The 19204-nt window shown below is 43.4% G+C and carries 16 protein-coding genes and 1 pseudogene; 13 read left to right on the top strand and 4 right to left on the bottom strand.

What is annotated here, in order from left to right; genetic code table 11:
- The first annotated feature begins 500 nt into the window (after window positions 1–500).
- The gene (ptsG, locus tag Q4592_RS15785; RefSeq protein ID WP_303514862.1) at window positions 501–1934 is read left to right on the top strand and encodes a PTS glucose transporter subunit IIBC; all 1434 of its coding nucleotides are present in this window, start codon (window positions 501–503) and stop codon (window positions 1932–1934) included.
- Between the two features lie 62 nt (window positions 1935–1996).
- Here the strand turns inward: ptsG and Q4592_RS15780 are convergent, their stop codons facing one another.
- The 4 genes and pseudogenes from Q4592_RS15780 to map all read right to left on the bottom strand — a co-directional run.
- Window positions 1997–2374, bottom strand: coding sequence for a DUF3461 family protein (locus Q4592_RS15780; protein ID WP_137672848.1), 378 nt, complete (start codon window positions 2372–2374; stop codon window positions 1997–1999).
- Window positions 2375–2563: 189 nt separating this feature from the next.
- Window positions 2564–3601, bottom strand: coding sequence for a 2,3,4,5-tetrahydropyridine-2,6-dicarboxylate N-succinyltransferase (dapD, locus tag Q4592_RS15775; protein WP_303514859.1), 1038 nt, complete (start codon window positions 3599–3601; stop codon window positions 2564–2566).
- Between the two features lie 35 nt (window positions 3602–3636).
- On the bottom strand, window positions 3637–6246 hold the full coding sequence (gene glnD / locus Q4592_RS15770; RefSeq protein WP_137672850.1) for a bifunctional uridylyltransferase/uridylyl-removing protein GlnD: 2610 nt from the start codon (window positions 6244–6246) through the stop codon (window positions 3637–3639).
- A 26-nt stretch (window positions 6247–6272) separates the two neighbouring features.
- Window positions 6273–7082, bottom strand: a pseudogene (map, locus tag Q4592_RS15765) (type I methionyl aminopeptidase); the annotation flags it as partial.
- Window positions 7083–7375: 293 nt separating this feature from the next.
- Here map and rpsB point away from each other — a divergent pair.
- The 12 genes from rpsB (at window position 7376) to fabZ (ending at window position 19196) form a co-directional block, all read left to right on the top strand.
- Window positions 7376–8110: a 30S ribosomal protein S2 gene (rpsB, locus tag Q4592_RS15760; protein ID WP_137672852.1), complete on the top strand. Its 735-nt coding sequence runs from the start codon at window positions 7376–7378 to the stop codon at window positions 8108–8110.
- Between the two features lie 101 nt (window positions 8111–8211).
- Window positions 8212–9060, top strand: coding sequence for a translation elongation factor Ts (tsf, locus tag Q4592_RS15755; protein ID WP_303514854.1), 849 nt, complete (start codon window positions 8212–8214; stop codon window positions 9058–9060).
- Between the two features lie 76 nt (window positions 9061–9136).
- A complete protein-coding gene (pyrH, locus tag Q4592_RS15750; RefSeq protein WP_137672854.1) occupies window positions 9137–9886 on the top strand; it encodes a UMP kinase in 750 nt (249 codons plus the stop codon).
- 11 nt (window positions 9887–9897) lie between these two features.
- Window positions 9898–10455, top strand: a complete 558-nt coding sequence (gene frr, locus Q4592_RS15745) for a ribosome recycling factor (protein ID WP_137672855.1) — start codon at window positions 9898–9900, stop codon at window positions 10453–10455.
- A 68-nt stretch (window positions 10456–10523) separates the two neighbouring features.
- Window positions 10524–11315 carry an isoprenyl transferase gene (locus tag Q4592_RS15740; protein WP_303515090.1) on the top strand — a complete coding sequence of 264 codons (792 nt, stop codon included), beginning with the start codon at window positions 10524–10526 and terminating at the stop codon, window positions 11313–11315.
- Window positions 11308–12150, top strand: a complete 843-nt coding sequence (locus Q4592_RS15735) for a phosphatidate cytidylyltransferase (RefSeq protein WP_303514852.1) — start codon at window positions 11308–11310, stop codon at window positions 12148–12150. The genes Q4592_RS15740 and Q4592_RS15735 overlap by 8 nt, the downstream gene beginning before the upstream one ends.
- Before the next feature lie 6 nt (window positions 12151–12156).
- A complete protein-coding gene (ispC, locus tag Q4592_RS15730; protein WP_303514850.1) occupies window positions 12157–13359 on the top strand; it encodes a 1-deoxy-D-xylulose-5-phosphate reductoisomerase in 1203 nt (400 codons plus the stop codon).
- Window positions 13356–14708: a sigma E protease regulator RseP gene (gene rseP, locus Q4592_RS15725; RefSeq protein WP_303514849.1), complete on the top strand. Its 1353-nt coding sequence runs from the start codon at window positions 13356–13358 to the stop codon at window positions 14706–14708. Before ispC ends, rseP begins: the two co-directional genes overlap by 4 nt.
- A 27-nt stretch (window positions 14709–14735) precedes the next feature.
- Window positions 14736–17165, top strand: a complete 2430-nt coding sequence (gene bamA / locus Q4592_RS15720) for an outer membrane protein assembly factor BamA (RefSeq protein WP_303514848.1) — start codon at window positions 14736–14738, stop codon at window positions 17163–17165.
- Window positions 17166–17188: 23 nt separating this feature from the next.
- Window positions 17189–17698, top strand: a complete 510-nt coding sequence (locus Q4592_RS15715) for an OmpH family outer membrane protein (RefSeq protein ID WP_303514847.1) — start codon at window positions 17189–17191, stop codon at window positions 17696–17698.
- Between the two features lie 2 nt (window positions 17699–17700).
- Window positions 17701–18726 carry a UDP-3-O-(3-hydroxymyristoyl)glucosamine N-acyltransferase gene (gene lpxD / locus Q4592_RS15710; protein WP_303514846.1) on the top strand — a complete coding sequence of 342 codons (1026 nt, stop codon included), beginning with the start codon at window positions 17701–17703 and terminating at the stop codon, window positions 18724–18726.
- 14 nt (window positions 18727–18740) lie between these two features.
- Complete coding sequence (gene fabZ / locus Q4592_RS15705; protein ID WP_303514844.1) at window positions 18741–19196, top strand: 3-hydroxyacyl-ACP dehydratase FabZ; 456 nt, start codon at window positions 18741–18743, stop codon at window positions 19194–19196.
- Window positions 19197–19204: the final 8 nt, after the last annotated feature.

Here is a 19204-nt window from a genome sequence, read left to right as displayed (position 1 = left end):
GTTCTGTAAATTCCAATTCCTGCGGAACATTATGTCGAAAGTATTGTCGCAGTAGATTTAGATTTTGTCGTGTGAGCCTCCTCACATCAACGGCATGAAAATGGTTTCAAGTGCTTTTTTTGTTGATTTATGCGAAATTTTATTTCTTATTTTTACTTTATTTTAATATTTTATGTTGCTGTGGTTTTTCTGGACGGATGTGCGGGAAATTACTTAAGGAAGCAGGAAAACGCGGGATGTAAACAGGCTTGTTACCAGATGTAAGCTTTATATCGACAATGAAAATAAGTGTTACAAAGCGTTACAAAAAGTGCGGGTTAACTTGTGCCAAATCGCATTTTTCTGTTGCGTAAGTCCCTAAACTAAGCCCTGAAATCGTAATAAAACGAATTTAGCGACTACTTCATAATAATTAACTATAAGTCGCTCTAAAATTGGCCTTTTTAAGGAAAATGGCTAAGGCTTTATTCAGTACACTATCAGCCCACTAGGAGCTAACTATGTTTGGAAATTTGTTTGCACAAGCGCAAAAGGTAGGAAAGGCACTGATGCTACCCGTATCAGTACTACCCGTTGCGGGTATTTTACTCGGGGTCGGCGCGGCTGACTTCAGTTGGATGCCGCATATTGTATCTCAGTTAATGATGAATGCTGGTGATGCAGTATTTGGTAACATGGCATTGTTGTTTGCCGTAGGTGTTGCCTTAGGCTTTACCAACAACGACGGTGTTGCCGCATTAGCAGCGATTGTTGGCTTTACCATTATGGAAAAAACATTGACCGTTATGGCGCCAGTTATGGACGTTGAAACGATCAATACAGGTGTGCTTGGTGGGATTCTCGCGGGTGCCGTTGCTGGTTGGGCATTCAATCGCTTCTTCCGTATTCAATTGCCTGCATACTTAGGTTTCTTCGCGGGTAAGCGTAGTGTACCAATCATCACTGGCTTCCTCACTATTTTCCTAGGTGTATTACTTGCATTTATTTGGCCACCGATTGGTAGCGGCATTGCAGCGTTCTCTCACTGGGCAGCAGAGCAGAACCCGACCTTAGCCTTTGGTATTTATGGTATTGTTGAACGTTCATTGATTCCATTTGGTTTACACCATGTATGGAACGTTCCGTTCTTCTTTGAAGCGGGCCAGTGTACAACTGCCGCTGGCGATGTGGCTAACGGTGTATTAACTTGTTACCTACAAGCTGACGAAGCATCTCGCGCTGCCGGCAATGGCTTTGGCCAACTAGCAGGCGGTTACATGTTTAAAATGTACGGCCTACCTGCAGCCGCTATTGCAATTTGGCATGCCGCTAAACCAGAGAACCGCGCTAAGGTAGGCGGTATCATGATTTCAGCCGCTTTGACTTCATTCTTAACCGGTATTACCGAACCAATTGAATTCGCATTCCTATTCGTAGCTCCAGTGCTTTACGTTATCCACGCGCTACTTGCTGGTTTAGCATTCGTAATCACTAACTCTTTAGGCATGGTTCACGGTACGTCATTCTCTCACGGTTTGATTGATTTCATCGTGCTATCTACTAATGCTCAGAAGTTCTGGTTATTCCCAGTAATTGGTTTGGGTTACGCAGCTATCTACTACACCGTATTCCGCGTAGTAATTGCTAAGTTAGACTTGAAAACACCTGGTCGTGAAGATGAAGATGATGCAACTGCAGCAGTTGCGGTATCTGAAGATGAAATGTCTAAGAGCTTAGTAGATGCCTTTGGTGGCAAAGCTAACATCGTAAGCTTAGATGCGTGTATCACACGTTTACGTATTCAAGTTAAATCTGTTGAGTCAGTTGACCAAGCTAAGTTGAAAGGCTTAGGGGCTGCGGGCGTAGTGATTGCTGGTCAAGGTGTTCAAGCTATTTTTGGCACTAAATCAGACAATCTTAAAACAGACATGGAAGCATACTTACAAACTGTTTAACGGTTAAAAATGCTTAAACAAAAAGGAGGCTTAGGCCTCCTTTTTTAATGGTTTATTAGAACTTAAAGCCGTTCGAGTTTTGCTTCTATTTCGGCAATCTTATTTGTGACTACCTTTTCTAGGTGTTTCAGTTCTGCAAGCACTTGTTGTTTAGTATCTTTCTCTTGTTGTTCCCTACGGGTAATTTTATCTAACTCTTCAACAATAAAGCGCAGGTTAGGATTGATCTCAGTGGTATCTTTGTAAGTCCCTCTGCCACCATCAACTAATACTGTTTTTTTCTGTCGCGGGTATTTAAATTTTACACTGCGAGTAAGAAAATCACCTTTTTCCTTATGGAAATAGATTTTGAGGGTGTCTGAATTAGCTTCTTGACGAAGGCTATAGCGCTCAATATCACTTGGATTGGTGATCCCAATACTCTTTAAGTTTTTATACATAGATTTTCCTTCGTAGCGAGTCGTTGTTCTAGTGCTGAATACAGTAACCGCGGTAATCATCTGCAGAGTCTGTATATAGCAGCATAGCCCAATAAAAATAGAAGGAGTGTGAACTAAGAAGGTTTTTAACAAGGAAGAGTGATAGGGGGCTAAACTCGAACAGCAAAGGCTGCTCGAGTTTACAATTGATTAGTTGTGAGCGTGTAGTTCTTCGTTTAAGGCAATAGCTGTTTTATTGGTTAAACATTCAATCGCGCCACTGATGCTGTTGCGGCGGAACAATAAGTCAGACTTGCCAGCTAATTCACGCGCTTTAATTGTTCCAGCTTGCTGTTTGTTTTCATCTATCAGGATAACTTTGGTCCCCGAGGTGATGTACAAGCCAGATTCAATGGTACAGCGGTCACCCAATGGGATGCCAGTTCCTGCGTTTGCGCCAATCAGTGATTCTTCTCCTACCGAGATGATAATGTTACCACCACCAGATAGGGTACCCATGGTGGAACAACCGCCACCTAAATCAGAGCCTTTTCCTACAAATACACCAGCAGAAATACGACCTTCAATCATACTGGTTCCGGCAGTTCCCGCATTAAAGTTACAGAAGCCTTCATGCATAATAGTAGTTCCTTCGCCAATGTAAGCACCAAGGCGAACACGTGAAGTCGCAGCAATACGCACGCCACTTGGGACTACGTAATCAGCCATTTTAGGGAACTTATCTACCGAGGTAACCTGAAGCAGTTCGCCTTTAGCACGTGCGGCCAACTGGCGGCTTGGTAGTTCGGCTAAATCAACAGCACCTTGGTTAGTCCACGCCACGTTTGGAAGAACTGCAAAAATGCCGCTCAAATCTGTTCCGTGAGGTTTAACTAAGCGGTGAGACAGCAAATGAAGCTTCAAATATGCTTCAGGAGTCGACTCTGCAGCGTTATCTTCACTTAATAAGCAAAGAACACGTGGCTGAGTGCTACCTAATAAAGCTTGGTAAACGATAGCTTGTTCTTTAAGGCCTAGTGCTTCTGCGTTGACGATTAGGCGGTTTAAGGCTGCGTCGTCTAGTTCAATGTCTTGTTTGCCATTGTTGTAAGCTAAATCTTTGGTTAGGGCGCTTATTTCTGCTTCACTTGGGTTTAATACAGGAGCAGGATAAAAAACTTCTAGCCATTGGCCCTTTGCGTTTTTACTTCCCACACCAACGGCGTAACTAAAAAAGTCTTTAGACATGATTGTCTCCAAATAGTGGTTGAGCTTGCTAAATATTATTGTTTGAGTGCTTGTTCCAGAATGCTTTTTAGCTGTTGCTTTTGCTCTGGGCTTAGCTTTTCACGTTCACAATTGCTAATGCTGAAAAAATCTTCAGCCTTTTCACCAATAGTGGTGACTTTGGCAGCGTGAATCGTGTAATTAAAGGATTGAAATACGGCGCTTATTTTAGCCAATAAGCCTGGCTTATCCAAGGCCACAACTTCAATCAGGGTTCGATTGCCTTTGGTGGGTAAAAACTCCACGCGAGGGGCAATAGAGAATTGTTTAAACTGTCGAGGTAATCGGCGTTGCTTTAGATCGATGGGCACAGCAACATGCAGCTTTTCAGCAAGTCTTTGTTGTAACAATATCCCGCGCTCTACCGATAGTGGTTCGCCATCTTGGTCAAGTACCACAAAAGTATCGAGTACAAAGCCGTCTCTGCTCGACATGATTTGCGCATCATGAATGTTAAGATTCTTTTGGTCCAACTCTGCGGCAACAGAAGCGAATAAATGCGGAATGTCTTGGCAGTGAATAAATATTTCGGTGCCGCCTCGAGTGGCTCTGCGACTTACTAATACTAGAGGTTCGTCTTCACTGTGTCCCCATAAGTGGTCACTATGCCAGGCAATTTGTTGCGGGGTATGACGCAAGAAATAATCAACTCTAAAACGTTGCCATAGGCCACGAATTTGCTCTTCAGAATATCCTTTAAGGGCTAAGCGCTGAATGGCTTTCTTCTGCTTGTCACGAATAACACCGCGGATATCTACTGGGTTTTCTAAGCCGCGTCGTAGCGCTTTTTGAGTAGAATTATAAAGTTCACTGAGCAGTGTACGCTTCCAACTGTTCCAGGTGTCATCGTTGGTAGCGCAAATATCCGCTACCGTTAAACATAACAGCATGTCTAAATGGCGCTGATCGCGCACCACTTTAGCAAATTCGGTAATCACTTCAGGATCGTAAATATCGCGTTTTTGCGCGGTCACCGACATTAATAGATGATGTTTAACTAACCACGCTACCGTTCTGGCCGAAGGTTTACTAAATCCATGGGCTAAACAAAACTCCTCGGCGTCTACTGCTCCTAGTGTGGAATGGTCGCCTTTGCGGCCTTTGGCTATGTCATGAAAAATGGCAGCCAATACCAGAATGTCTGGTCGTTCTAAACGTGGATAAACCTGACAACAAAGCGGGTGGACTTCTTTTGTCGCGGGGTCTTTAAAAGAGTGAATCTTTCTTACCAAACGATGGGTGTGTTCATCAACAGTAAAGGCGTGGAACAAGTCAAACTGCATCTGACCAACAATGCGGCTCCAAGCCGGGAAGTAGGTGGACAACACCCCGTAGCGGTGCATTAAGGTTAGCGGTAAACCCGTTACATTGGGGTGTTTGATTAAACGCCTAAAGTATCGGCGACATTCAGGTAAATCTTGTAGCCAATGAGTCAAACGACGCCTTGCTTCACGCAACTGACGTAAGGTGGCCGAATAAATACCGGTAATTTTGGGGTTGTCTGCAATGTGTAAAAACATCACCAAAATTTGTTCTGGTTGCTCTAGGAATAGTTGCGAGTCAGCGCTATCGATTAAATTGCCACGCAGCATGAAATTTTCATCTACTGGCTGCACATCCATGGCGGTATTGCCGAGAATAGCTTCATCAAATAGCTGCAGCAGCATTTCATTCAGTTCAGAGATTCGGCGAACGGTTTGAAAGAAATGCTTCATTAGGCGTTCAACCGGCGCGTTATGGTCACCGCTATACCCTAAAGATTGTGCGACCGCTAACTGGCGGTCAAACAGCAATCGGTCGTCACTTTTGGTTAAGTGGATATGCAGAGCAAAACGTACTCGCCACAAAAAGTCGCGACAATCCTGCAGCTCTCTACACTCAGCTAGGGTGAGGAAGTTTTGTTTGGTCAGTTCTTCTAAATCACTACTGCCAAAGTGGCGTCCGGCTACCCAACAAATAGTTTGTATGTCGCGCAGCCCACCGGGGTTGGCTTTAATATCTGGCTCTAACGAGTACGAGTTGCCCTTGTACTGACGGTGACGGGATAACTGTTCGTCTTTTTTGGCGCGAAAAAAAGCTTCGCTAGGCCAAAAACTATCGGCGCAAACCGCCATACACAGCTCTTGATAGAGATTCTTATCGCCAAATAGTAAGCGTGATTCTTGCAAGTTGGTGGCAATTGTAATGTCTTCTAAACCGAGTTCTAGGCATTCCTCTAAGGTACGCACACTTTGGCCTACGTCGAGGCGGATATCCCACAACAGGGTGATGAACTCACCAATCTTCTCGGCGATTTCGGGTTTTACTTGTTGGCGGCTAAGAATAAGAATGTCGATATCGGAGCGAGGGTGCAACTCACCTCGACCATAACCTCCCACTGCAAGTAAGGATAGTTCTGGGTATTCAGCGAGTCCAAAATGTTGCCACAGACAGTGTAGTAATAGATCCATTTGCTGAGAGCGCGATTGCACTAACTCAACAACATGCACACCTTGGTTAAATTGATCAGCCAAGTACTCTTGGAGTTTATCTAAGTATTGCTTACTGCTTTTTAGTGAAATTTCTTCAAGGCAGGGCAAAGGCGGTGCTGCTAGCGTCGTTTCCATGACTAAACCTCTGTGACCGTTGTTGACTAGTGCTTAATAATGCGCGGTAGTTCTTCTTCATCACGAAGAGTCAGTACTTCTACGCCATCGTTGGTCACCAATAAGGTATGTTCCCATTGCGCTGAGTTTTTGCCATCGTTAGTGCGGGCCGTCCAACCATCGTCATCATCAACCCAGTTGCCTTTTTTACCTTGGTTGATCATCGGTTCAATGGTAAAGCACATGCCGGCTTTTAATACGGTTCGGTCGTTGTTGCGGTAATGCATAATTTGCGGATCTTCGTGGAAGCCTTCGCCAATGCCATGGCCACAAAAGTTATCTACAATACCGTAGCGGTAGTTCCCCTTTTTCAAATACTTTTGAATGGCATTACCTATATCACTGACCTTGTTACCGGGCTTAACAACTTTAATCGCTTGATAGAGCGCCTGTTGAGTCACACGGCATAGTAATTTGTCGGCAGGTGTTGAGTTACCAACCAAAAACATTTTTGAGGTATCACCATGGTAACCATCTTTGATGACGGTGATGTCAATATTAATAACATCGCCATCTTGCAAAATATGGGTGCTTGAGGGGATACCATGACAAACCACATCGTTTACTGATGTGCAGATAGATTTAGGGAAGCCATGGTAATCAAGCGGAGCAGGTATGGCACCTTGCTCGTTCACTATATAGTCATGGCAGCGTTGATTAAGCTCTTCTGTGCTTACGCCCACTTTTACAAAGGGGCCAATCATGGTGAGAACATCGGCAGCTAATTGGCCGGCAACGCGCATTTTTTCAATTTGTTCTGGGGTTTTTATTACTATGCTCATGAGTCTGTATAGTTGAGTGTTTAGCTTGGTCTTGTGGCTAGTTTACCGTAAGGGGGAGGGGAGTTGTAGTAGCTAGAAGAATTAACAAAATGTTAGTCCTTTCCTTTATCAATTTCGCTAGATGTGGTATAAAGCGCGCCGTAAGTAATTACTCTGGATTTTCGAATTAGAGCCGATGCTTACATTAATTAAATATTTATATTTTAATCACACACACACATCGGCACGTTTTCCGGGGTGCTGAGCGTTATAGCTTGGTCGGTAAAATGGGATGTGTGGAGGCCTAACCCCATTTGAGGAAATTTATAATGGCAAATGTTTCAATGCGCGATATGCTTCAAGCAGGCGTACACTTCGGTCACCAAACTCGTTACTGGAACCCAAAAATGAAGCCTTTCATTTTCGGTGCACGTAACAAAGTTCATATCATTAACTTAGAAAAAACTGTACCTATGTTTAATGATGCAATGTCTGTTCTTAAGAAAGTTGCATCTAAGAAAGGTAAAGTTCTTTTTGTTGGTACTAAGCGCGCCGCTGGTGACACCATCAAGACTGAAGCACTTCGTTCAGATCAATTCTACGTTAACCACCGTTGGTTAGGTGGTATGTTGACTAACTGGAAAACAGTTCGTCAATCTATCAAGCGTCTAAAAGATCTAGAAGCTCAAAGCCAAGACGGTACTTTCGAAAAGCTAACCAAGAAAGAGGCGCTTATGCGTACTCGCGAAATGGAAAAGCTTGAGAAGAGCCTTGGCGGTATCAAAAACATGGGCGGTCTGCCTGACGTATTGTTTGTAATTGATGCTGAACACGAGCACATCGCTATTCGCGAAGCAAACAACCTAGGTATTCCTGTAATCTCTGTTGTTGATACCAACTCTGCACCAGACGGTGTTGATTACATCATTCCTGGTAATGACGATGCTATCCGTGCAATTAAATTGTACCTTGGCGCAGCTGCTGATACCGTACTACAAGGTCGTCAAGACGACATCGTTGTACAAGCTGAAGAAGATGGTTTCGTAGAGGAAGCTGCTGAGTAATAAATGCAATAAACTGCATTTATTCTAAGTGAGCTTGATGAATAGCAGGGGACAAACTTGTCCCCTGAGTTTTATCCGATAAATAATCGAGGATCGAACAAATGGCAATTACTGCTGCCCTAGTAAAAGAACTGCGCGAACGTACCGGCGCAGGCATGATGGATTGTAAAAAAGCGTTGACTGAAACTGATGGTGACATCGAGTTAGCGATTGAAAATATGCGTAAAAGCGGTGCGGCTAAAGCTGCTAAAAAAGCGGGTAATATCGCTGCTGAAGGCGCAATTATTATTAAAGAAGGCGCAGGTTTTGCTGCCTTGTTAGAAGTTAACTGTCAAACTGACTTCGTTGGTAAAGATGCAAGCTTCTTAGCGTTCGCTGAAAAAGTTGCTGAAGCAGCTGCGGCGGCTAAAACTGACATCGATTCTTTGAAAGCTGATTTTGAAGAAGAACGTGTTCAGTTAGTAGCTAAAATTGGCGAAAACATCTCTATCCGTCGTGTTGAGTACTTAGATGGTGCTTCAATCGCTTCTTACCGTCACGGCGAGCGCATTGGTGTAGCCGTTGCTGGTGAAGCCGACGCAGAAACGCTTAAGCACGTTGCTATGCACGTTGCTGCTTCTAAGCCTGAGTTCTTATCTCCTGAAGATGTTCCAGCTGACGTAGTAGCGAAAGAAGAAAAACTTCAAATCGAAATCGCGATGAATGAAGGCAAACCAGAAGAAATCGCTAAGAAGATGGTTACTGGCCGCATGAAGAAATTCACCGGTGAAATCTCTCTTACTGGTCAAGCGTTCATCATGGAACCTAAGAAAACTGTTGGCGCAATCTTGAAAGAGAAAGGTGCTTCAGTAGCCGGTTTCATTCGTCTAGAAGTTGGCGAAGGTATTGAGAAAAAAGAAGAAGATTTTGCTGCAGAAGTTGCTGCACAAATCGCTGCAGCTAAAAAGTAATTTTAGTTGTACTTCAGGTTGCGGTATCATGCCGCAACCTTCTTATATTCTTTATTAATGAGAGAACATCATCGCTATGAGCACCAACCCTAAACCTGCATATCGCCGTATTCTTTTAAAACTTTCAGGTGAAGCCCTAATGGGTGACGAAGGTTTTGGTATTGACCCTAAAGTATTGGATCGCATGGCTCTTGAAATTAAAGAGTTAGTAGAGTTAGGTATCCAAGTTGGCTTAGTTATTGGTGGCGGTAACTTGTTTCGAGGCGAAGGCCTTGCTAAAGCAGGTATGAACCGTGTTGTAGGCGATCACATGGGCATGTTGGCCACCGTAATGAACGGTTTGGCGATGCGTGATGCGCTACATAGAAATTTTGTAAACGCCCGCCTAATGTCGGCCATTGAGCTGAACGGCGTGTGTGATTCTTACAACTGGGCAGACGCTATTAGTAACCTAAAAGCAGGTAAAGTAGTTATTTTCTCAGCGGGTACCGGTAATCCTTTCTTCACTACAGACTCTGCTGCTTGTTTACGTGGTATTGAGATTGAAGCTGAAGCCGTGCTTAAGGGCACCAAAGTTGATGGTGTATACACCGCCGACCCAGTTAAAGATCCTGCTGCTACTTTATATAGCGAGCTGGATTACAACGAAGTATTAGACAAAGAATTAAAAGTGATGGATTTAGCTGCATTCACTTTGGCCCGTGACCACAACTTACCGATTCGTGTATTTAACATGAATAAGCCTGGTAGTTTGAAAAATGTTGTAATGGGCTATGACGAAGGCACTACGATTTGTCACGTATCAAATAAAACAGAAACAGAGTAGGGATAGTTATCGTGATTAACGAAATCAAACAAGATGCTCAAACACGTATGGGTAAAAGCATTGAGTCTTTAAAAACTCAAATGTCTAAAGTACGTACCGGCCGCGCGCACACTAGTCTTCTAGATGGTATTGTGGTGCCATACTACGGGGTAGATACTCCGTTAAATCAAGTGGGTAACGTTTCAACTGAAGATTCACGCACACTGACTGTTACTGTATTTGATGCCAGCCTAATTAGTGCTGTTGAGAAAGCAATTATGAGCTCAGATTTGGGTTTGAATCCTTCTTCTGCTGGCACGTTAATTCGCATTCCTTTACCGATGCTAACTGAAGAACGCCGTCGTGACCTAATCAAAATTGTTCGCGCCGAAGCTGAACAAGCTCGTGTAGCTATTCGTAATATTCGCCGTGATGCCAATGGCGATGTGAAAGAGTTACTGAAAGAAAAAGAGATTGGCGAAGACGACGACCGTAAAGCGCAAGATGACATTCAAAAAATCACTGACGCTGCAGTGAAGCTAGTGGACGAAGCTTTAGCCGCTAAAGAAGCGGAATTGCTTGAAGTTTAAGCGATTAATGAGTTAAAAATAGCCGTGTCTAGTTACACGGTTTTTTTTTGTAAGAACGAGTAGTGAATATGACCTTACCTGAAGCGCAGCAGTTAGCCGTAAAAGATGCTATGCCTAAACACGTTGCTATTATTATGGATGGCAATGGACGGTGGGCTCAGCAGCGCGGGAAATTGCGTATGTTTGGACATCAAGCAGGGGTGAAGTCGGTAAGACGCGCAGTTAGTTTTGCCAATCAACTTGGCGTAAAATCATTGACCTTGTTTGCCTTTAGTAGCGAAAACTGGCGCCGTCCTGAAGAAGAGGTGTCAAGCTTGATGAACTTGTTTTTGACAGTTTTGCAACGTGAAGTTAAAAAACTGAAAAACAATAATGTACAACTAAGAATAATTGGGGATACTTCCCGCTTTAGTGACAAGTTGCAAAAACGCATTGCATTAGCTCAAAATGAAACCGCCAGTAATAATGGTTTGGTGTTAAATATTGCCGCGAACTATGGTGGTCGCTGGGACATCGTTAACGCTACTCAGCAACTGGCTCATCAGGTGAGCAAAGGCCGGCTCAATGCAGAAGACATTAGCGAAGAGCATATTTCTGCAGTTATGGCTTCTGATACAGTTGGTGACGTAGATTTGTTGATTAGAACCGGTGGGGACCATCGCATAAGCAACTTTTTACTGTGGCAAACGGCTTATGCAGAGTTGTATTTTAGTGACGTATTGTGGCCTGATTTTGATGACGAAGCCTTTGGTAAAGCCGTGGCCGCGTTTGTTAGCCGAGAGCGCCGCTTTGGGTGTACCGGGGAACAGGTACAAGCCCTAATAAAAAATAAACAAGAAAATGAGGACCATTTTGCTTAAGCAACGAATCATTACTGCATTGGTACTAGCGCCGCTTGCGTTAGCTGCCATCTTCAAATTACCTTTATTTGCCCTCGCGGTAGTATTTGCTTTGGTACTGGTACTGGCTGCCAGAGAGTGGGCGCGCGTTGTTTCTAAAGACAACACTAAACGCGCTATTTTTATTGTAGTATTTGCTTTGGTTTTTGGGCTGAGCTTATGGCAACTTCCCTTAGATTCTTTAGCTCAATCAAGTTGGTTCAGCGCTATGCTAAGCGTTTCGGTGTTCGCTTGGTTAAGTAGTTTGTACTTGTTAGCGACTTATCCAAAAGCCGCTACTTTTTGGCACAACAGTTCCTTATTTAAGGTAATTATTGGCCTCATTGTATTACTTCCGTTCTTTTGGTCTTTAATATTTCTTCGCTCAATCGACGCCACCAACCCTCTTGTAGGTGGTGCTTGGGTGCTGTATGTGTTGATGTTGGTTTGGGCGGCAGACACCGGTGCTTATTTTGCGGGTAAACAATTTGGTAAGCGCAAACTAGCAGAAAACGTTAGTCCGAAGAAAACCATAGAGGGTTTGTTGGGCGGTTTTGGTGTTGCAGCTTTAGTCACTATTACTGCTTTGTACCTTCTTGATATCCCAGAAGGTAAAGCTTGGATATTGGTGCTTGCCAGTGGGTTCACAGTGCTTGCGTCAGTAGTCGGTGATTTGGTCGAGAGTATGTTTAAGCGACAAGCGGGCATTAAAGACAGTGGAAGCTTATTGCCTGGGCATGGTGGCTTGTTGGATAGAATCGACAGTTTAACTGCTGCAATGCCCGTATTTGCTTTCTTTTTCCTTCACTGGATGTAGGCTAGCATGAGCAAACAACTGCTTATCCTAGGCGCGACAGGATCTATCGGTAGCAGTACGCTAAAAGTCCTTCGTGAGAACCCAGATAGTTTTTCTTTATTCGGGGTAACGGGGGGGAAAAACGTATCTGCGATGCTCGAAATTTGTCGAGAGTTTGCCCCTAAATTCGCTGTAATGGCTGATCCAACTAGTAACCAAGAGTTACGCAAAGCGATTTTAGATGCTTCTTTAACTTGCGAAGTGCTGGCAGGCGAAGACGCAATCACACAGCTGGCCGCTGAACCCGACGTAGATCTTGTTATGGCCGCGATTGTGGGGGCAGCGGGTCTGTTACCCACTTTGTCTGCGGTAGAGGCTGGTAAAACGGTCTTGTTGGCCAACAAGGAAGCACTGGTGATGAGTGGAGCCATTTTTATGGATGCCGCAAAACGTAGCGGTGCCCAAGTATTGCCTGTCGATAGTGAGCACAATGCGATTTTTCAATGTATGCCTGAAGCCGTGCAAAACACATTGGGATATTGTGATTTAAAGGCCGCAGGCATTAGTAAGATATTACTGACTGGTTCTGGTGGCCCTTTTCGATACAACTCACTTGATAGTTTAGCTAGTGTTACTCCTGAACAAGCATGTGCTCACCCCAATTGGTCGATGGGTAAAAAAATATCGGTAGACTCAGCGACTATGATGAACAAAGGTTTAGAGTATATTGAAGCCAAGCGCTTGTTTAATACTCAGCCTAAACAAATTGATGTGATTATCCATCCACAATCGATCATTCACTCGATGGTGCAATATTGCGATGGTTCTGTATTGGCCCAGATGGGACAGCCGGATATGGCGACTCCTATTGCACACGTGATGGCCTACCCAAAACGGCAAACGTCGGGAGTGGAAGCGTTGGATTTCTTCTCTATTGGTGAACTTAGCTTTATCCCCCCCGATTACTCTCGCTACCCTTGCCTCAAGCTTGCGATTGATGCTTGTTATGATAGCCAAGCTGCTACTACTTGCTTAAATGCTGCAAACGAAATTGCCGTTGACGCTTTTTTAGCAGGGAGAATAAAATTCATCCAAATTGCTGACGTTGTAGCCAGTTGTTTAGATAAACTCAGTTATATTGGCCAAGAGACTGAACTTTCAGTTTTACTCGAGGTCGACCAAAAGGCGCGATTGCATGCTGGTGCAGCGGTTAAAAGGATCTGTGCATGAACGAAGTAATTTGGAATACCTCATTTTTTATTATTGCCTTAGGCATTTTGGTCACGGTTCATGAATTCGGCCATTTTTGGGTAGCACGTCGTTGCGGCGTTAAAGTAGAGCGCTTTTCTATTGGTTTTGGCAAGGCTCTATGGCGTAGAACCGCGAAAGATGGCACTGAATATGTTGTGGCGATGATTCCTTTAGGTGGCTACGTAAAAATGCTCGATGAGCGAGTTGCTGAGGTGCCAGAGTCACTTCGTTCCCAAGCATTTAACAACAAAAGCTTAAGCCAGCGTAGTGCAGTTGTTGCTGCTGGACCTATTGCCAACTTCTTGCTAGCAATTTTAGCCTTCTGGATTATGTTTGTTATCGGCGTTCCTTCGGTCAAGCCGGTACTAGGTGGGGTTGCTCCTCATAGCATTGCCGAACAAGCAGGCCTTCGTTCAGGGCAAGAGATTGTTCAAATTGCGGGCCAAGAAACACTTGATTGGGAAAGTGTTAATTTGGCATTAGTGGGTGAGTTAGGTGGTGAAACGTTGCCTATCCAAGTTGTTGACACGGAAACGTCGCAAAGCTCCACTGCGTATTTGGACATTCGGCAGTGGCAGCTAGATAGCGAGCAGCAAAGCCCTATATTGAGTTTAGGCCTAAAGCCGTTTAATCCGACAATATCTTTAGCAGTAGCTAAAGTCGTTGAAGGAAAACCCGCTGCAAATGCTGGGATTAAAGAAGGTGATGTTTTAGTTGCTTTAGATAGTGTTAGCTTGTCTTCGTGGCAAGATTTTGTGGATTATGTCCAAGCTCGCCCTGAAGAAAATATTCGCCTAGATATTTCACGCGATGGAAATGCCTTACAAATGGATTTAGTGCCCGAGGCACGCGAATATCAAGGGCAGATTTCGGGTTATGTCGGACTCGCGCCAGAAATTGGCGAGTTTCCGGAAGAGTACCGTATCGACTTACATTACGGATTTGTTGAATCAATAGGCAAATCCTTGGAACGAACTTGGCATTTAAGCAAATTGACCGTATCTATGATCGGTAAATTGGTGACAGGGGTGGTTTCATTAGATAATCTTAGCGGTCCAATATCTATAGCCAAAGGCGCTGGAGCGACTGCAGATTATGGCTTAGTGTATTTCTTGGGCTTTGTCGCTTTAGTTAGCATTAATTTGGGCATTATTAACTTGTTTCCATTGCCTGTATTGGATGGCGGTCATCTGGTGTTTTTTGCCATCGAAGGGATTACTGGTAAGCCTGTTTCAGAACGTGTGCAGGAAATAGGATTTCGAATCGGTGCAGTATTAGTTATGGCTCTTATGAGCCTTGCTATTTTTAATGATTTTATGCGCTTATAACAATTAAATAGGACGTTCTTTTTTCTTATGTTCAAAAAGCAGTTGGTTGTTGGACTTTTTCTGGCCTGCATTAGCGGTACTACTTTAGCGGAAGGGAATTCTTCTTTCACTGTAGCTGATATTCGCATCGAAGGTTTACAGCGAGTTTCATTAGGTGCCGCCTTGTTACAAATTCCTTTGCGGATTGGTGACGATGTCTCCAGTTCCGAAGTGAGTGACAGTATTAAACGCCTTTATAAGAGCGGTAATTTTGAAGATATTCAAGTTTATCGCGATGGCGAAGCATTGGTATTTAAAGTCTTGGAACGCCCTACCGTGAGTAACATTGAGTACTCAGGCAATAAAGATATTAAAACTGAGCAGTTGGAGGAGTCTTTACGCTCTTCAGGCATCAAAATAGGCGAGCCTCTTGATAAAACTAATCTTCGAAATATCGAAAAAAGCTTAGAAGACTTCTATTACAGTGTGGGCAAGTACAGTGCGCGTGTTAAAGCGATTGTTACACCACTTCCGCGCAATCGAGTTGATTTGAAGTTTAACTTCCAAGAAGGCCTATCAGCTGAAATTGAACAAATAAACATCATTGGTAATGAAAAGTTTTCATCGGGCGAGTTGTTAAAACGCATGAGCTTGACCGACAAAGTGCCTTGGTGGAACGTTCTCGGTGATAAAAAATACCAAAAGCAGAAGCTAGCTGGTGATTTAGAAACTATCAACAGTTTTTACTACGACCGTGGTTACATTCGCTTTAAAGTTGATTCCACTCAAGTAGCTCTGACTCCCGATAAAAAGGGTATCTACATTACCCTTAATGTCGAAGAGGGGGACATCTACAATGTAGAGAAAGTGGAACTGGCTGGTAACTTGTTAGATAAAAGTACCGAACTCAATGGATTAGTCAGTATTAAACCTGGAGATATTTACAGCGGCGCTGAAGTGACAAAAACCGAAGATATGTTATCTAAGTTTTTAGGTCGCTATGGTTATGCTTACCCTCAGGTGAATGTTTTTCCGGTGATTAATGACGAAGATAAATCTGTAGTGTTAAATATTAACATTGACCCTGGTAGTAGGGTTTATGTTCGCCGAATTAACGTAAGCGGCAATACAATCACTAAAGACGAAGTAATTCGTCGAGAAATGCGTCAAATGGAAGGTACTTGGTTGTCAAGCCGATTGGTTGAGCAGTCTAGAGCGCGCTTAAGTCGCTTAGGTTTCTTTGAAACTGTGGACGTTGAAACAACTAAAATACCAGGTTCTGATGATCAAGTTGATGTGAGCTTTGTCGTTAAAGAACAACCTTCAGGCTCATTTAATGCGGGCGTTGGCTTCGGTACTGAATCAGGTTTAAGCCTCTCTGCCGGTGTTCAGCAAGACAACTTTTTAGGGACAGGTAATAGAGCGGGTATTAATGTTAGTACCAACAAATACTCTAAAAACTTTGATGTAAACTTTACTGACCCTTACTTTACTAAAGATGGCGTGAGTTTCGGCGGCCGCTTTTATTACACTGACTTTGAAGCGTCTAAAGCCGACATTGTTGACTATAACAATGAAACGATTGGTTTACGCGGTACGCTAGGTTTTCCTGTAAATGAATATAACCGCTTAAGCGCGAGTTTAGGTCTTGAGCAAAACAAAATTTCTCAGTTAAACGCTTATGCTCAGATTCAACAATTTTGGGATATTTATGCACCACACCGAAATGACGATGGCTCATTAACCTTTGGTTCTTTAGATACCACCTTAGGTTGGTCTAGAAATACTTTGAACAATGGCTCGATGCCAACCGCGGGTTCTTCGCAAAAGTTTGATACCAAGATTACTATTCCAGGTTCAGATGTTCAGTACTTCAAAATGAGTTTTGATACTCGACATTTCTTCCCGATCACTACCAACCATGACTGGGCTTTCGCGGTGCGTGGTAAAGTTGGTTATGGTAATGGTTATGGACAAATTGAAGGTAACGACCAAATCTTACCTTTCTTTGAGAACTTTTACGCAGGTGGTTATTCCACCCTACGTGGCTTCCGTTCGAATACAGTAGGACCGAGAGCACTGTATTTAGTTGATAACAACGGTAGTTCTTATGTGACTGCTTCCGATGACTCAGTTGGTGGTAACGCACTAGCCGTTGGTTCTGCTGAGATCATTTTTCCAACACCTTTTTTAGATGAAGCCTATATTCGACAAGTTCGTACTACTGCGTTCATTGATTTTGGTACTGTTTGGGATACTGAGTTCGATTATGAACGCTTTAGTCAAATGCAATGTATTAGCTACTGTGACCGATTGGGCGATTATTCTTCACCCGACCGAATTCGAGCTTCGGTTGGTGTATCTATTCAGTGGTTCTCCCCTATGGGGCCATTGGTATTCTCATTTGCTAAGCCAATAAAGAGTTACGAGGGTGATCGTTCTGAGAACTTCTCGTTTAACATTGGCCAAACCTTTTAACTGTTTATTTTAGGAGTATTCTTTTGAAAAAATTAATCGCTGCAGTTGCACTTGCTGTAACTATGATGACCCCAAGCTTCTCTGCTCTAGCAGAAGCAAAAATTGCTGTAATTAACATTGCTGATGTTTTTCAACAATTGCCACAACGCGATACTTTACAAAAAACACTGAAAGATGAGTTTGAAGTTCGTGTACAAGAAGTGCGCGGTTTAGAGGCTGAAATGCAGCGTCTTTATGATAAGCGTGAAAAAGACGGTGAGCTATTAGGCCAGCAAGAAGTGACAAAAATAACTCGCCAATTAGAAACTATGCAAGCTGAGTACAAACTGAAGCGCAAAAACCTAGAAGAAGATCAGCGTCGTCGCGGTGCCGAAGAACAACAGAAATTGATGGTTAAAGTTCAGGAGGCCATTGTTGAAGTATCTAAGTCTCAAGGCTACGATTTAGTATTGCCTTTAGATGCAACAGCCTACGCTTCGGATTCTTTTGATATTACCAAGCTAGTTATTCAACAAGTTAGTAAGAGTAAGTAAATATGTCTTTGAGTCTTGGCCAAATAGCTGAGCAGCTCGGATTAACCCTTGTTGGTGACGCCGAGCTAATTATATCTCGTATTGCCCCCTTTGAAAAAGCGGGTGATGAAGAGATAAGTTTTTTAACTAATGCTAAATACAAACCATTATTGGCGAGTAGCAAGGCTGCAGCGCTTATCTTGTCTAAAGAGCATGCTGAAGAGTTTGCGGGCAATTCGTTGATTAGTGACGACCCATACGTGAGCTACGCACAATTAGCGCAATTGCTGGATTCAACACCCGCTTGTGCTAAGGGTATTCACTCTAGCGCTGTAATAGATAGCAGCGTGAAATTAGGTAGCGACGTTAACGTTGGTGCCAATGCATTTATTGAAGCGGGTGTGACGCTTAACGATGGCGCTCAAATTGGTGCGGGTTGTTTTGTGGGGCAAAATGCCACCATAGGCTGTAATACTAAGCTGTGGGCAAATTGTACGATCTATCATGAAGTAGAAATTGGTAACAATTGCCTTATCCAAGGTAACACTGTGATTGGTTGTGATGGATTCGGGTATGCAAACAAGCAAGGTCAGTGGATAAAAATACCCCAACTTGGCACCGTAATTATTGGTGACAACGTTGAAATTGGTGCGTCGGTTTCTATCGACCGAGGAGCACTGGATAACACTACTATTCACTCTAATGTGATTATCGATAATCAAGTGCATATCGCACACAATGTAACGATTGGTTCTGGTACGGCTATAGCGGGTGCTACAGGCATTGCTGGAAGTACTAGCATAGGACGTTATTGTGTTATTGGTGGCAGTGTTGGCATAAATGGACATATAGACATTTGCGATCAAGTTACCATTACCGGTTATTCCATGGTGACTAAGTCAATTACTGAACCTGGTGTGTTCTCATCTGGGATGCCTGCGCAACCCAATCGCCAGTGGCGTAGGTCAATGACTCGACTCTCTCAGATTGACGACATGTATAAAAGAATTGTTAGCTTAGAGCGCAAACAAAGCGCTAAGCAAGATTAACCTAGGAAAAGATTTTGACTAAACAACTTAACCGCTTAGAAATTCAAGACATAATGGAATTGTTACCACATCGCTACCCATTTTTGTTGGTTGATCGTGTGCTTGATTTTGAAGTGGGTAAAACGCTACATGCCGTTAAGAATGTTACTTTTAATGAACCATTTTTTACTGGTCACTTCCCGCAGCAACCAGTATTCCCTGGCGTACTCATTTTGGAAGCGTTGGCACAATGTACTGGTATTTTGGCGTTTAAATCAACGTCAAAACCTACTGAAAATGAGCTTTACTACTTTGCAGGAATCGATAAAGCGCGATTTAAAAAGCCAGTTGGCCCAGGTGACGTTTTGCATTTAGAAGTTGAACTACTGCGCGATCGTCGTGGTGTTGGTAAGTTTGACTGTGTAGCCAAAGTAGAAGATGAAGTAGTATGTAGCGCAGAGATTATGTGCGCTCGCAGAGCCTTCAAATAGGTGAACCT

Origin of the sequence: Agarivorans sp. 1_MG-2023, from assembly GCF_030548385.1 — a bacterium.
Taxonomy (GTDB): domain Bacteria; phylum Pseudomonadota; class Gammaproteobacteria; order Enterobacterales; family Celerinatantimonadaceae; genus Agarivorans.
The sequence above is the reverse complement of the archived record's forward strand: the minus strand, read 5'-3'. Positions and strand labels throughout refer to the sequence as shown.